Annotated in this window: 14 protein-coding genes; 4 read left to right on the top strand and 10 right to left on the bottom strand. The window is 32.9% G+C overall.

The features are described from left to right. Positions 1–3: 3 nt before the first annotated feature. From gltB to ACZM4J_RS06125, 5 genes are all read right to left on the bottom strand, one after another. Positions 4–4551, bottom strand: coding sequence for a glutamate synthase large subunit (gene gltB, locus ACZM4J_RS06145; RefSeq protein WP_022165669.1), 4548 nt, complete (start codon positions 4549–4551; stop codon positions 4–6). Between the two features lie 259 nt (positions 4552–4810). Continuing rightward, complete coding sequence (gene rpoD, locus ACZM4J_RS06140) at positions 4811–6070, bottom strand: RNA polymerase sigma factor RpoD (protein ID WP_022165670.1); 1260 nt, start codon at positions 6068–6070, stop codon at positions 4811–4813. 144 nt (positions 6071–6214) lie between these two features. Next, a complete protein-coding gene (locus ACZM4J_RS06135; RefSeq protein ID WP_022165671.1) occupies positions 6215–7111 on the bottom strand; it encodes a cation diffusion facilitator family transporter in 897 nt (298 codons plus the stop codon). A gap of 21 nt (positions 7112–7132) precedes the next feature. Then, positions 7133–7534 carry a hypothetical protein gene (locus ACZM4J_RS06130; protein ID WP_299055548.1) on the bottom strand — a complete coding sequence of 134 codons (402 nt, stop codon included), beginning with the start codon at positions 7532–7534 and terminating at the stop codon, positions 7133–7135. A gap of 9 nt (positions 7535–7543) precedes the next feature. Beyond that, entirely contained in the window at positions 7544–8389 is an 846-nt protein-coding gene (locus ACZM4J_RS06125) for an HAD-IIB family hydrolase (protein WP_412622478.1), read from the bottom strand. A 228-nt stretch (positions 8390–8617) separates the two neighbouring features. On the opposite strand from ACZM4J_RS06125, the gene ACZM4J_RS06120 reads away from it, so the two are divergent. Both ACZM4J_RS06120 and ACZM4J_RS06115 read left to right on the top strand, forming a co-directional pair. Beyond that, a complete protein-coding gene (locus ACZM4J_RS06120) occupies positions 8618–9187 on the top strand; it encodes an accessory gene regulator B family protein (protein ID WP_489485798.1) in 570 nt (189 codons plus the stop codon). Beyond that, positions 9187–9321 (top strand): hypothetical protein, encoded by a 135-nt coding sequence (locus ACZM4J_RS06115; RefSeq protein WP_022165675.1) that lies wholly within the window; start codon positions 9187–9189, stop codon positions 9319–9321. Before ACZM4J_RS06120 ends, ACZM4J_RS06115 begins: the two co-directional genes overlap by 1 nt. A gap of 126 nt (positions 9322–9447) precedes the next feature. On the opposite strand, the gene ACZM4J_RS06110 is transcribed toward ACZM4J_RS06115, so the two are convergent. The 5 genes from ACZM4J_RS06110 to ACZM4J_RS06090 all read right to left on the bottom strand — a co-directional run bounded on the left by ACZM4J_RS06110 (position 9448) and on the right by ACZM4J_RS06090 (position 14243). After that, entirely contained in the window at positions 9448–10722 is a 1275-nt protein-coding gene (locus tag ACZM4J_RS06110) for a sensor histidine kinase (RefSeq protein ID WP_428244821.1), read from the bottom strand. Then, the gene (locus tag ACZM4J_RS06105) at positions 10715–11449 is read right to left on the bottom strand and encodes a LytR/AlgR family response regulator transcription factor (RefSeq protein ID WP_428244822.1); all 735 of its coding nucleotides are present in this window, start codon (positions 11447–11449) and stop codon (positions 10715–10717) included. The genes ACZM4J_RS06110 and ACZM4J_RS06105 overlap by 8 nt, the downstream gene beginning before the upstream one ends. Before the next feature lie 175 nt (positions 11450–11624). Continuing rightward, positions 11625–12773 carry a hypothetical protein gene (locus tag ACZM4J_RS06100; RefSeq protein ID WP_022164810.1) on the bottom strand — a complete coding sequence of 383 codons (1149 nt, stop codon included), beginning with the start codon at positions 12771–12773 and terminating at the stop codon, positions 11625–11627. 455 nt (positions 12774–13228) lie between these two features. Next, positions 13229–13534 (bottom strand): AzlD domain-containing protein, encoded by a 306-nt coding sequence (locus ACZM4J_RS06095; RefSeq protein WP_489485796.1) that lies wholly within the window; start codon positions 13532–13534, stop codon positions 13229–13231. Then, on the bottom strand, positions 13527–14243 hold the full coding sequence (locus tag ACZM4J_RS06090; protein WP_022164811.1) for an AzlC family ABC transporter permease: 717 nt from the start codon (positions 14241–14243) through the stop codon (positions 13527–13529). The genes ACZM4J_RS06095 and ACZM4J_RS06090 overlap by 8 nt, the downstream gene beginning before the upstream one ends. A gap of 327 nt (positions 14244–14570) precedes the next feature. Here ACZM4J_RS06090 and ACZM4J_RS06085 point away from each other — a divergent pair, with 327 nt between their 5' ends. After that, positions 14571–14972, top strand: coding sequence for a beta/alpha barrel domain-containing protein (locus ACZM4J_RS06085; protein WP_022164812.1), 402 nt, complete (start codon positions 14571–14573; stop codon positions 14970–14972). A 9-nt stretch (positions 14973–14981) separates the two neighbouring features. After that, on the top strand, positions 14982–15545 hold the full coding sequence (gene pdxT / locus ACZM4J_RS06080) for a pyridoxal 5'-phosphate synthase glutaminase subunit PdxT (RefSeq protein WP_022164813.1): 564 nt from the start codon (positions 14982–14984) through the stop codon (positions 15543–15545). Positions 15546–15669: the final 124 nt, after the last annotated feature.

Raw genomic sequence — 15669 nt, 5'->3', positions numbered from 1 at the left:
CTCCTATCTTGTTGCTGCGTAAAACGCTTCTATCTGTGCCTGTTCAGGGTTTAATCCCTTCTGTTCCATTTTTGCAATTGTTTCTAACATCTTCTTATAGTCATATGGAATTATCTTCTTAAACTTAGGTAAGTATTCTTCAAAGTTATCAAGAATTTCTTTACCTTTTACTGAATTAGTATACTTAACATGATCTTCAATCATTCCCTTAAGTTCTAATACATCATACTTGTTTGATAATTCTTCTGTTGAAACAAGTGACTTATTTGTCTTTCTGTAAAGATCATTATTTTCATCAAGTACATAAGCAACACCGCCACTCATACCTGCTGCAAAGTTCTTTCCAACTTTACCGATTACGACTACACGACCACCTGTCATGTATTCGCATCCATGATCTCCTACACCTTCAACAACTGTTGTTGCACCTGAGTTTCTTACACAGAATCTTTCACCTGCAACACCGTTAATATAAGCCTTACCACTTGTTGCCCCATAGAATGCAACGTTACCGATAATGATATTTTCATCCTGCTTAAATGTAGATTCCTTTGGTGGTTTAACAATAATCTTACCACCTGATAAACCTTTACCTAAGTAGTCATTGCTATCACCTGTAAGTTCCATTGTCATACCGTTTGGAATAAATGCACCAAAACTCTGACCTCCGGCACCGTAACACTTAACTGTGTACATGTCATCAGGTAATGTATCATTGTATCTCTTTGTAATTTCAGAACCAAAAATTGTTCCTAATGCTCTGTCAATATTTGTTACATTAACTTCAACTGAAGCTGCTTTCTTTTCATCAAGAGCTTTCTTCATTTTTGGAAGAAGCACTGTCATATCCTTTGTGCTTTCAAGCTTAAAGTCATATACATTCTTCTTATTGTAGTTAACCCTTTCCTGTGCAAAGTCAGTGCTTAAAATCTTGCTTAAATCAACTTCTGCTGCTTTCTTCTGGTCTACTCCGTCTTTAACCTTCAGTAAGTCTGATCTGCCAATTAACTCATCTAATGTTCTAACACCAAGTTTTGCCATATATTCACGAAGTTCTTCTGCAATAAACTTCATAAAGTTTACAACATATTCTGGTTTTCCTTTAAATCTCTTACGAAGTTCAGGGTTCTGTGTGGCAACACCCACAGGACATGTATCTAAGTTACAAACTCTCATCATTACACAACCCATAGTTACAAGTGGAGCTGTTGCAAAACCATATTCTTCTGCACCAAGCATAGCTGCAATTGCTACGTCTCTACCACTCATTAATTTACCATCAGTTTCCACAACTACCTTATTTCTAAGACCATTTGCAATTAATGTCTGATGTGCTTCTGCCAAACCTAATTCCCAAGGAAGTCCTGCATTGTAAATTGAGTTTTCAGGAGCAGCACCTGTACCACCATCAAAACCTGAAACTAAAATTACCTGAGCACCTGCTTTTGCAACACCTGCTGCAACTGTACCAACACCTGCCTCTGATACTAACTTAACTGAAATTCTTGCATCTCTGTTTGAGTTCTTTAAATCATAAATAAGCTGTGCTAAATCTTCAATTGAGTAAATATCATGATGTGGTGGTGGTGAAATTAAACTTACACCCGGTGTTGAATATCTTGTTTTAGCAACCCATGGATAAACTTTCTTACCAGGTAAATGTCCACCTTCACCAGGCTTTGCACCCTGAGCCATCTTAATCTGTATTTCTTCGGCACTTACAAGATATCTTGATGTTACACCAAAACGTCCTGAAGCAACCTGCTTAATTTTTGAACATTTGTTAAGACCGTCTTCTCCAATTGTTAAACGTTCAATTGATTCTCCACCTTCACCTGAGTTTGAACGGCCGCCAATCATATTCATTGCAATTGCCATTGTTTCATGTGCTTCCTGTGAAATAGAACCGTATGACATTGCACCTGTTTTGAATCTCTTCATAATTGATTCAACACTTTCTACTTCATCAAGTGGAATGCCACCATTTTCAGGATAATTGAAATCCATTAATCCACGTAAATGGAATGGTGCCATTTCTTCATCAATCATGTGTGTATACTGTTTAAATAACTGATAATTGTCTGTCCATGTAGCCTGCTGTAAAGTATGGATTGTAGCCGGATTATACTTATGTTCTTCCTTACCACTTCTAAGCTTATGCTCGCCATTACTTTCCAATGTTAAATCTACATCTAATCCTAATGGATCAAATGCCTTTGAATGAAGTTCCTCAACTCCATCTTCAATATCTTTCATTGTAATTCCTTCAACTCTACTAACTGTACCTGTAAAGTATTTATCAATTACTTCTTTGCTAATACCAATAGCTTCAAAAATCTGTGAACCCTGATATGACTGAATTGTTGAAATACCCATCTTAGATGCAATTTTTACAATGCCACCTAAAATAGCTTTGTTATAATCATCAATTGCTGCATATGGATCTTTTTGAATCATATCTTCATCAACCATCTGCTTGATTGTTTCGTGTGCAAGATATGGATTAATTGCACTGGCACCATAGCCTAACAATGTTGCAAAATGATGTACTTCTCTTGGTTCACCACTTTCAAGAACTAATGATAATGTTGTTCTCTTCTTTGTTTTTACTAAATGCTGATGAACAGCTGAAACTGCAAGAAGTGATGGGATCTGTACATGATATTCATCTACTCCTCTATCTGAAAGAATAATAATATTTGCTCCATCTTTATGAGCCTTATCAACTTCCACAAATACCTGTTCAATAGCTTTTTCAATATCTATACCTTTGTAATAAACAATTGGTACAACTGCTGCCTTAAATCCCGGTTTGTTAATGTTCTTTAATTTCAAAATATCCGTATTTGTAAGAATTGGATGTTTAATCTTAAGAACCTTACAGTTTTCAGGCTGCTCTTCTAATATATTTCCGTCTTTTCCAATGTAAACAGATGTTGATGTTACAATCTCTTCTCTAATTGCATCAATTGGCGGATTTGTAACCTGTGCAAATAACTGTTTAAAGTAGTTGAATAATGGATGAGTTCTCTCACTTAAAACTGCAAGTGGTGTATCCTTACCCATTGCCTTTGTAGCTTCAATTCCATTATTTGCCATTGGAATAATTCTCTTTAAATCTTCAAATGTATAACCAAAGTTTTTCTGTAATCTCTGGCGTTCTTCTTTGTCATAAGTTTCTACTTTTACATTTGGTATATTAATGTCTTTTAAATAAACTAAGTTGTTGTTTAACCATTCACCATATGGTTTTCTTGCTGCATAGCTTTCTTTTAATTCGTCATCGTCAATTAATTTTCCTTTAACTGTATCTACCAGTAACATACGGCCCGGACGGAGACGTTCTTTTACAACTATTTTTTCAGCAGGTATATCAAGTACCCCTACTTCTGATGAAAGAATTAACTGGTCATCACTTGTAATGTAATATCTTGAAGGACGAAGTCCGTTTCTATCAAGGATTGCTCCCATGTAATCACCATCAGAGAAAAGTATTGATGCAGGTCCATCCCATGGTTCCATCATTGTTGCATAATACTGATAAAAATCTCTCTTTGACTGGCTGATTGTATCATTCTTTTCCCATGGTTCAGGTATACACATCATTACTGCTAAAGGAAGCTCAACACCATTCATTACTAAAAATTCTAATGTATTATCAAGCATTGCTGAGTCTGAACCGTTTACATCAACTACAGGCATGACCTTCTGTAATGAACTTTCCATATATTCGCTAGTCATTGATTCTTCTCTGGCTATCATATTATCAGCATTTCCTCTAATTGTATTGATTTCACCGTTGTGAACAATAAATCTGTTAGGATGAGCTCTTCTCCAGCTTGGCTGTGTATTTGTTGAGAATCTTGAATGTACCAAAGCAATTGCTGACTCATAATTTTTGTCCATTAAGTCTGCAAAGAAAGGTCCTAACTGGTTAACTAAAAACATCCCCTTATATACAATTGTTCTGCTTGACATTGACACTGTATAAGTTCCGGCATTACTATGTGAGAAAACTCTTCTTACAATGTAAAGTTTTCTGTCAAATGCTAATCCTTTTTCAACTTCTTCAGGTTTCTTAATAAAACACTGCATAATATAAGGCATACATTCTAAAGCTTTTGAACCTAATACTTCAGGATGAACAGGAACTTCTCTCCAACCTAAAAATTCAAGGCCTTCTTTTTCAGTAATGATTTCAAGCATCTTCATTTCTCTATGACGCTTTAAGTCATCCTGTGGCATGAAAAACATTCCCACACCATATTCTCTTTCTTCTCCAATATCAAAACCTAATGGCTTTGTTACCTTCTTAAAAAACTTGTGGGAAATCTGAAGCATGATACCAACACCATCACCTGTTTTACCTTCAGCATCTTTACCAGCACGATGCTCTAGGTTTTCAACAATTTTAAGTGCATTTTCAACTGTCTCATGACTCTTTTTTCCCTTAATGTTTACTACAGCTCCAATACCGCAGTTATCGTGTTCAAAACGAGAATCATATAGTCCATTTTCTTCAGCTTCTTTGAATAGTACATTCTGATCCATGATTTTTCCTCCTTAATTTATCTATCAATGAGTTTATTATAAAGACATTACCAATAGCTCTTATGGTTTGTTTTCTTTGTTTATCATCTTCAACAAATATTCTTTATAATAAACGAAAAAGGGCACAAAGAACCATAAGCTATTTTACCTATGTACTTCCTTGTACCCTCATTAATCTCTACTTAATTTTATAAACTATTTCGACACGTTTGTCAAACAAAATTAAGTTTAATATGCATTTTTTCTTTTTTAGTTAAGTTTACTCGCCTAAAAAGTCTTTAATTTTCTTACTTCTAACGGGATTTCTTAACTTTCTTAAGGCTTTTGCTTCAATCTGTCTGATACGTTCTCTTGTAACACTAAAAATCTTACCAACTTCTTCAAGTGTTCTAGGATGACCGTCTCTTAAACCAAATCGAAGAATAATAACCTCACGCTCTCTATCTTTTAAATCCTGTAATAAAACATCTATATGATCACGAAGCATTACTGATTCAATGTTTGCCTCAGGAGTAACCGTATTATTATCTGCTACGAAATCGCCAAGGTTTGAATCATCTTCCTCTCCAATAGGAGTTTCAAGTGATGCAGGTTCTCTTGCAATCTGCATAATTTCTAATACTTTTTCTTCTGTCATTTCAAGTGCATCTGCTAATTCCTTAGTTGATGGTTCATAACCTAACTCTAAAGTAAGCTTTCTTTGCATCTTTGACATTCTGTTAATAGTTTCTACCATATGAACAGGTACACGGATTGTTCTGGCATGATCCGCCAACGCTCTTGTAACCGACTGTCTAATCCACCATGTAGCATATGTACTTAACTTATAACCTTTAGTGTAATCAAATTTTTCAACGCCCTTTATAAGACCTAAATTACCTTCCTGAACTAAGTCAAGAAAACTCATTCCACGTCCTGTGTATCTCTTTGCGATACTTACAACCAGACGTAGGTTTGCCTCTATTAATTTTTCTTTTGCAATAGGATCTCCCTCAGTCTTGCGTTTTGCAAGTTCTAACTCTTCCTCTGCTGTTAACAAAGCAACAGTACCAATTTCCTTTAAATACATTCTAACAGGATCTTCTGTTCCTACACCCTCGAGCAAATCAATAGCATCTAACTCTGCTGAACTTTCCTTATCGTCTTCAAAATTCTCGTCTGTAGAATCCAATAAATCCTCTTCGTCCTCAGCTACCGAAGCAATATCTTCGTCAGTTGGTTCTGTAACATCAGTAATTAAATCAACATTAATTTCTACCATTTCATCACTGTCTGACATATCCTTTACTTCCGGTTCTTCTTTCTGAGGAGCTGTATTATCAGAACTTGTATCCTTCTTGGCTATAACAACAGCAACATTATGTTCTTTAATTTTTGTAAGAACTGTACTTTCCTGCTTAGCAGTAAGCTTGTCCTTACTAAAAAATTCTCTGATTTCTTCTGTTGTTAATTTGCCAGCTTTGTTCTGACCAATTGCAACTAATTCCTCAATTTTCTGATTAAAATCTTGTTGTTTCAATGCAATGTCCTTTCTAAAATCGAAACTTTGTTTCTTTTTTAAGTATCTGTCGGTCCAACATATATTATACACAAAAAATAGCCGGTGTAAACCGACTATTTCAAAAAAACTGCTTTTTTGTTGAATAAAGTACCTTATTGATAACTATTGCTTCTTTTTATGCTTATAACCATACGGATTCACATGTACAACACAATGTTTTACATATTCAAAATTCTTTTCAATGTTGTCATGAACCTGCTCTGCAATAGCATGTGCATCCTTTAAAATTAAATTTCCGTCAACACTTATTTCGATTTCAACGTAAATTTTTGTTCCAAACATTCTTGTCTTTATTAAGTCAAGCCCTTTTACTCCGTCAACATTATGCACTTCTTTTTTCATTTTTTCTATTGTTTCATCATCACAGGCTTTATCAACCATTTTATCAATGGCTTCTTTTGCAATATCAAAGGCAACTTTTATGATTACCAAGCCAATAACGCAACCCATAATAGGATCTAAAATCTTTAGTCCTAACATTGCACCTGCTACACCAATCAAACTTCCTACAGATGAAAGTGCATCGGATCTGTGGTGCCATGCTTCTGCCCTTAATGCATCGGAATTAATTCTGTTAGCATTAATCTTTGTATACCAAAACATTCCTTCCTTTGCAATAATTGATACAATGGCTGCAAATAATGCTATTTTTCCAGGTGTGCTTATTGGTGCCTTAGTGTATATTTTATCAATTCCTTCGTAGGCTAGCATTGCACCGGTAAAAAACAATATTGCACCAAGGGCAAGGCTTGCAAGACATTCTAATCTGTCATGGCCGAAAGGATGGTCTGCATCTTCCTTCTTTTTTGAAACTTTCACCCCAATTATTACAATTATGGAGCCAAACACATCTGAAAGGGAATGTATGGCATCAGAAAGCATTGCCATTGATTTTCCAAATATTCCTGCCAATAATTTTAACATACTTAAAACAATATTAAGTACAATACTCACTGTTGATACTTTTACAGCGGTTTTTACAACTAATTTGTCATCCATTTTATACCTCTATTCCTGTTTTTAATCTAAATCATCAGGAGATACAATTGGTGACCAACCATCATTTTCACCAGGATATGCTTCTGACTCTTTTTTATCTGTGTTCTTCTTTTTTGATTTTTTACTTTTCTTTGTTGTTTCCTCATACACACTTACATTCTGAAAATAATCAGTTGTTTCATTATTCTCTGTTTCAGTTACTTCAGGTAAAGTTGCATACTCTTTTGTGTCTGTTTCTTCTTCTTCTTCTTCTTCTCTCTCTGTGGTAAAATTTGTTTTTATTTTTTCTTTAGCTGATGTTGTTTCAACAGTTGTTTCATTTATATTATTCGTATCTTCTTTATTACTAAAGCAAGTTACAAGTATTACTAAAAGCACTATAACCACTAACGCTATAGCTGTTATTTTAACTTTCTTATTCATTCTTTTCTCCTATTGTTTTGCATCTATGTTATTTTCCAGTTCTTCAATTATGGCAGCTATTGCATCATTTGTATTTGCAACTGTTATTCTGTCTGCTGCTTCTTTCACACTGTCTATAGCATTATCTACAGCATAGCCAATGTCAGAGCTTTCAAGTAATGACAAATCATTTTCATAATCACCTATGCCAATAGTAGTATGAACATTTTTGCATACATTTTCCTTTATGTACTTAACAGCAACACCTTTTCCGCTGTCAATACTTTGTATTTCAAGCCCGTTAGCCCAGCTTGTATCAAATCTAAATTCCTGACCGAACTTTTCTTTTAAATCCTTTTGAATAATATATGTTAAATTCTCCGGTTGCATTACTACTATCTTGAATATTTCAAAAGGCATCTCATTAAATGTTTCATCTATACTGCCATCACCTTTTTTATGTTCAGAAGGCTTATAACCCACACCGGTGAATTTGCCTTCACTTGTAACACCATTAATCCAAAGTTCCCATATATCATATTTTTCTAATATGTACTTAATCATATTAAGACACTTTTTCGATGAAACCGTCCATGTTTTTATGGGCTTATTATTTTTTGTATCATATAATAATGTTCCATTTAAAGAAGCCATAGGGGCATTAATTTCAAATTGTCCTTTAAACATTTCCAAATGATTAGGAAAACGACCTGTTGCAAGTGTAAACAGTCCACCTTCACTTTGGAAATATTTAATTGCCCTAACGTTCTTTTCTGAAACCTTTCCAATATCATAGGTAAGTGTTCCATCACAGTCTGTACATATTAAATATCCAAAGAACTTTCCTTTACTACTTTTTTCGTTATCTAAGTTCATATTTTCTCCATTTTGTAATTAATAAATATGTAACTATTGTATTATACCATAATTTTAAAATTAAGGTGATTATATTTTTCCTGCCTAGCGGCTCTGTTCCCCTGTTCTATTATTTTTATTGTGCGTTTTTTTGCCATTTAACATACTTTTTCATAATTTTCGTTTACTTCCTGTAATTGCTTCTATACTTAAATGGCTTTTGGGCTAATAAAAGTATGGGAGTTTTAAATGAATATATTTAGTGAACTTGAAACTGAATACAACTACACTCATAATGAACTGCTAATGGCAAAGTATGTTCTTACATGTATTGTTTATGAAGCCAGTAAAATTTTTTTACTTACAATAATATTTTATTTTTTACATAGACTAGATGTATTTGCAATTTCATTTATTTTTCTATTTATTCTTAGAACTAATGGCGGTGGTCTACATTTTAATAATTACTTTATGTGCTTTATTTCAACACTTTTTCTGTTTCTGATGACTACTATGATTTTGCCTGACTTAGTTACGGTTTCGTATGGTTTTATGGTTGTTTCCTCTTTTATTTTTATACATGCATTGTTAAAAGTCGGTCCCATAGCCTCACCTCTCAGACCTAAGGCAAACGAGAAAATAATTATCCAATGCAAGATTATTTCTGTTAGTGTAATTATATTTTTTATTATTTTAGCTGGCATTTTCAATTTGATGGAAATTGGAAATTTATATATACAGGTTATTTACCAAACTATTCTGCTTCATGTTTTTCAACTTGTAGTTGCCAAAATTTTACGAAAGAGAGGTCTGTATTAATGAGAAAAATCAAATTATCTACAATGCATACAATTTGCAATTTTTGTCTTGCATTAACTATTTGGATTAGATTTTCAAAATTCAGTTTATGTCTTTTAGGCGAGCCAGAATATCCTGATTTTGAAGAATATTAAAAGTAAAAAGATGAAGTGTTTCTGTTTAACAAAAATACTTCATCTTTTATTTTCATTCTAGTTATATCTTGAAATTTTATATACAATATTGTTTGTATTTGGTTTATAATTCCAACTTAATATGTTCTACTTGTAAATTACAATTTCAAATACAATATGATTTTCATTATTAATCACTTGATTGTAAGGCATAATATCATAACTGTACTTGTCTGATAGTTCTTTAATTTTTCTAAGACCAAGTCCACCATGATTTTCTTTTGAACTATACCCTTCCTTAAACAGTTCTATAATTTTATTCTGTTCTATTTTTTCACTAATGTTTGTAACCTTAATGGTCAGCTTATCCACTGTTTCCATTATATGAAAATTAATATTTCGCCTAGCTTCTTCCATTTGTTCAACTGCTTCTTTAGCATTATCTAAAAGTATTCCAATTATTTCATTTAAATGAAATATTGATATGTATTCGATTCTTTTTGTGGTAACAGCAAAATTATAATGAACTCTGATTTTTTCATTTTCTATTTCTGAAACTTTGTTAAAAACGTAGCCTGCCAAAATAGGTTCCTGTATTGTATACAATATACTGTCGTATCTGTTATTTTCTTTTATTTTCTGAATATATTTTTCTTGTTTTTTTACTAATTCATCAAAATCTTTTATTGAATGTTGCATCCCTTTGATTGCTAAAAGATGATTATGAAAATCATGTTGATTTTTCCTTGCATGATTAATCAGCTGTTCAAAAGATTCACTGCACATTCTTGAAATATTTATTTCATCTTCCTTAAGTTTCAGCATGTAATTGGACTTTTGCAAACTGTAAATTATATACGCAGTAACCAACATGAACGCCAACATCATGGCATATATTTCGATAGGAATTTTACCTGTAATTTTGAAAATATGGGCAAAATAAAAATAAATGTATATTAGAACAAACATAGATATAATTATTTTTATCCCGCTATTTTCAAGAAATTCCTTAGTCTTACTGTATATGTTAGTTTTCTTTAGTAATTTTAAAATAATAAAAACTCCGCCATTAGTTATTAGAACCAGCAAATCTTCATAAGGCACCAAATAGTAAAGCAACCCCATTGGCAAGAACAAAACTGTCTGCAAAACTGTAACCAGACACAATGTCACACCACAAATACATATTGCATCCACCATTCTTTTCTTCAATTCTACAACCACGTATAGTCCAAGAAGTCCATACACTATGCAAACCCCTTTATCCCATATTAAATCATTAATAATAGCTATTGTTATTCCTAAGCCAATTGCTAACAACATAATTAAATACACATCAACTTTAACTGAAACACCTACTATATTATGTATTAAATAAACAATAGCCAGTATTTCTACCAGTAAAAATAAGAACTCAATCATTCTCTAATCTCCTTAAAAACTCTTTTTTCAAACGTGGTCCAATTTCCAGTTTTCCCCGATTTTCAACAAGTGTAATATAACGGTTTATTCCATCGATATTATGAATATACTGCCGGTTTACAACTGTATTTTTGTTACACTGTATAAAATCATTTGATGCTATATCATCCACTATTTTCTTACAGGACTTGTATGGTGCTTTATATTTTCCATCCCTACAACAATAAACAATATATTTATTATGATTTTCAACATACACAATATCCTTTGTTCTTAAAGAGAAAAGAATTCCCTGCCTTTTATAATATATTATTTTTTCTATGTCTTCACTTTGCTTAAATTCTAGAGCTTCTTTTACAGTTTCCACCAATTCTGAAACGTCATACGTTTTTTCAAAATATCTAAAACAATGCAGATAATTATATGCGTGATACTTGGGATCTTCCAAAGATGAAGTAATGATAATAGGCGAAAATCTATATCTTGGAACTGTTCGAATACGATCTACAAAAACAATCCCTGATACATCTCCTAAAACTTTCGTGTCTAAAACCACATCAACAATGAACACATCAATGTTCTTTTCCATTGCGATTCTATAAGCTTCAGAAATATTTTCTGCCTTATAAAGAATAGTATTTTCTATGTTAATCAAACTATCTGTTACCAGATTCATATAATACTCACTGTCCTCAACAATAAGTATCTTCTTCTTTATGTTTTTCATATCTGCCCCACTTTTCTTTCGTAATTTACAATCAGTATAATTTTAAAAATATTTTTATGCAACGAAAATCTGAAATTTAAACAAAGAATGTTACTTGCGACATTCTGAAGGAATTTCTTATTACAAAAAATGAGGGGCTGTATGCCCCTCAAAGTTATTTTGTCTGTTTATGAAATTATTTTGCCTGTTTATATTTAAATGTTGCAAGACCATATGATTTTGAATCAGCTGGTGTAACCTTGAAATAGTATGTACCTTTCTTCCAGCCACCCCATGTTGTTATCTTGCTCTTGCTACCATACCATCTAAATGTCATGTTCTTTATTGCTTTTCCTTTTTTATTGCAAATCTGAAGTTTCCAAACTCCTGTTACATCACCACTCAAGTCAAAATAAGGATGGCGATTCTTCTTTAAGGAAATCTTATACCATTTTGCCGACTTATCTCCCGGTGTAATTAAACATTTTGCTGACTTTTTATTCTTAATAGTAATTGCTTTTTTTCTATTTGTAGCCATTTTTACTTTTACGGCTGTATTCTTAATACTAATAGACTGTAAAGTATTGGCATTAATACCATTTGATTTTGTTACAAAATAGTAAACTGCACCCTTCTTTACATAAACATTATATTTGTAACTATAAATTGATGATACCCACTGTTCAGTAAGAATATCACTCTTCTTCTGATTCTTAAATGTTAAATAACTTCCCCACTTATATGGTAATGATACTGTAACTTTTCCTGTTGCTTCTGCCTTATACTTAAATGTATAAATATCTGAGCCCTGATTTCTGTAATACTTAATTGTCTGACCAGACTTAATAGTTCTTTCTGCTCTTGGGAAAAATCTATATGATACTGTAATTGAGTCAGTAAACTGCTCATTATTAGGTGTATAGAATGAGTTTGTTTCCAAACGTAAATAATATGTATTCTTTGAACCTAAAGCTACATATTTTGTGATGTTTGAATCTCCCACATTAAAACTATCATACAAGCCTGATACCTTGTTTGTACAAGCTGCATCTGTGTAAAGTGTCATGTAAAAAGTCTTTTCTACTTTGTTTGCCTTTACATTTATTTCTAATGCACCACTTTCATTAACTTTAACAGGAATCACTACTCCTGCTGTGTTATATAAAAGTTTTTTCTCTAAAACAGTGTCCTGATTAAAAGTATATGACTGTGTTACCGCCTTCTCACTACCTGTCATTGCTCGTGTTGGTGTTACTGTAGTTGCTGCCATCGTTGTAAATGTCATTGCTAACATCATAACAAGCATAGCTGAAGCAACTGTTAATAGTTTTGTAATCTTTTTCATAATTACCTCCTGATATTTTTTTATTTGGAGATTATTATACTTTATAAATATATTTAATTTCAACTGATTTTACATCTTTTTAACTAAAATTTGCTATTTTTCCTATTGTTTTATTGTTTATTATTTTTCTTTCCTGTTTTTCACCTTGTTTTCTTTTTTTAACTTTGTTTTTAGCAAATAAATCTCTGCACAACTTAGCATCGCAAATAATACAAACTGCAGTACACAATTATATTCAATATAATTTCCACTTTTTATTCCCCGCCTTTTCATTTTTCTAACGTTACACAAAATGGCGGTGTTGCTATTTTGACTAAAAAATATTATATGATGCATCCTGATAATAAAGTTAAGATGCTATCCATTAAAGAAAAAGCTATGGACTAACTGTTAAGTTTAACTTGTATAAACTTAATGCTAATCCATAGCTTTTTAATGTTTTATAAATTAATTTTTTAATGTATTATAAGTTCTACAATAAATACAAGTACGCAACTTGTAACTGCAACCTGAAATAAATTACCGCCTTTCCAAGCTAAAATCACTGCTCCTATTAAAGCAATTAAACCTGACCACATAGTCTGTGTGGATGTTAGTATTGCCGGGAAAGTCATTACAGCCAATGTAACATAAGGCACATAATATAAAAAAGATTTAATGAATTTGTTATTAATTTCTTTTCTAATCAAGGTTAAAGGAAGCACTCTGATTAAATATGTTGCTAATGACATAGCCAAAATATATACATATATGTTATTCATGATTCTCCTCCTTTACCGGAAATAATATTGCCGCAACTGTTGCAATAATTACAGTTAGTATCATTATTTTGATTCCGGAAGATATTCCCTTGAAAACTGACAATGTACTAAAAATATAACTTAACACAAAACTTACAATAATTACTCCTGCCACTATTTTATTTTTCCTGCTTTCCGGTATGATACAGGCAATAAACATGCCATACAAGCCTACACTTAATGCACTGACAGCTCTTAGTGGTAGGGCATTTCCCATAATCACTCCCAGTGCTGTGCCAACTACCCAGCCTGGAGAAGCAACAGCTATTAATCCAAACATATAATATGGATCCAGCTTTCCTGAAACAGATATTGAGGCACCAAATATTTCGTCAGTTATAAAATATCCCATTACAAGTCTTTTCCACATTGGTGTATCTGCGGGAATTTTCTGACTTAATGAACATGACATAAGCAGGTATCTTGCATTTGCTATCATTTCCATCAATACCATTACCAAAATGTTAGCATTTGCACCTATTAATGTAAAAGCTATGTATTCTCCTGCTGATGCATGAAGACCGAAACTTGTTACTGCCGCCTGAAATGCTGTAATTCCAACATTTTTTGCCTGAATTCCTAATGTAAAAGATACAGCAAAATACCCTAATGCAATAGGGATTCCACCTTTTAATCCTTTACAAAAATTACTCTTGTGATTCTCTATCATTTTTACTTAATCTCTCATTCTTTATTTTATCTTATGAAAGTGTTTACAGGTCTTTTTGTTTTTTCAAAAAAATCTTTCTTACAACCTAATAGATTATAACTTTAAACCATATTTTAATCAATGTGAAATATTCAATCTATATTTTTCACTTTATCCTGTTTTTTTCGTTCTTTTACTTTTCTTACATCTTTTATATTTTTGTTCCGCATCTTAATCTGGTCTTATTGTTTATGTATTTTTTGGTTATTTTGCTATACCCACTTTTCGTATTATGATTTTTTCCATAAGATTTCTACAACAAAAGGAATTAGACATAGGAGGTTCAAAATGAGCGAAAGATATCAGTTAAACAAAGAATTGGCACAAATGTTAAAGGGTGGCGTTATTATGGACGTTACAACACCTGAGCAAGCAAAAATTGCAGAAGCTGCAGGAGCCTGTGCAGTTATGGCACTTGAAAGAATCCCAGCAGACATTAGAGCTGCCGGCGGTGTTGCTACTCCTGCTGATGCTGCGTTAATGATGCAACTTGGTGCTGAGGGTGTATTCGTTGGCTCAGGTATTTTCAAATCAGGAAATCCTGAAAAACGTGCTAACGCTATTGTTAAGGCAGTTACAAACTACACTGATGCCAAACTTATCGCAGAACTTTCTGAAGATTTAGGTGAAGCAATGGTTGGAATCAATGAACAGGAAATTGCTCTTTTAATGGCAGAACGTGGTAAGTAGGAGGCTTTTATGACTATTGGTATTTTGGCAGTTCAGGGAGCTTTCATAGAACAGGCAGAGGTTTTAGAAAAACTTGGCGTTTCATCTATTGAATTACGAAAAGCCTCTGACCTTGAAAACCATATTGATGGACTTATTTTACCGGGTGGAGAAAGTACAGTTCAGGGAAAACTCCTCCGGGAACTTGGAATGTATGATATTTTAAAAGAAAAAATCGAAAATGAGCTGCCTGTTTTGGCAACCTGTGCCGGCATGATTCTTTTGGCTTCTCAAATTGACAATGACACTACAAGTCATTTTGGCACAATTCCAATGACCGTTAAGCGTAACGCCTACGGCAGACAGCTTGGAAGCTTTCATACTACAGGAACTGTAAAAAATATCGGTGAAGTTCCAATGACTTTCATTCGCGCCCCTTACGTTTCAGACACTACAGACGCTGTTGAAACATTGGCTGTTGTTGATGGCAAAACCGTTGGTGTAAAATATAAAAATCAAATGGCTTTTGCTTTTCATCCTGAATTAGATGACGATTTACAGATACATAAAGCTTTTATTGAGCTAATCAAATAAAAAAAGTCGGAAATATAGAACGTATGATGTGACCCCAAAAAGTTAGACTTTTATTGCGTAACAGGTTTTAATATCTGTTACGCATTTTTTATGCAACCAAGAGGCTGAGTCTGTATTGGACTGG

It is taken from the genome of Eubacterium sp. (assembly GCF_057858645.1).
This window is presented reverse-complemented; position numbering and strand designations above follow the sequence as displayed.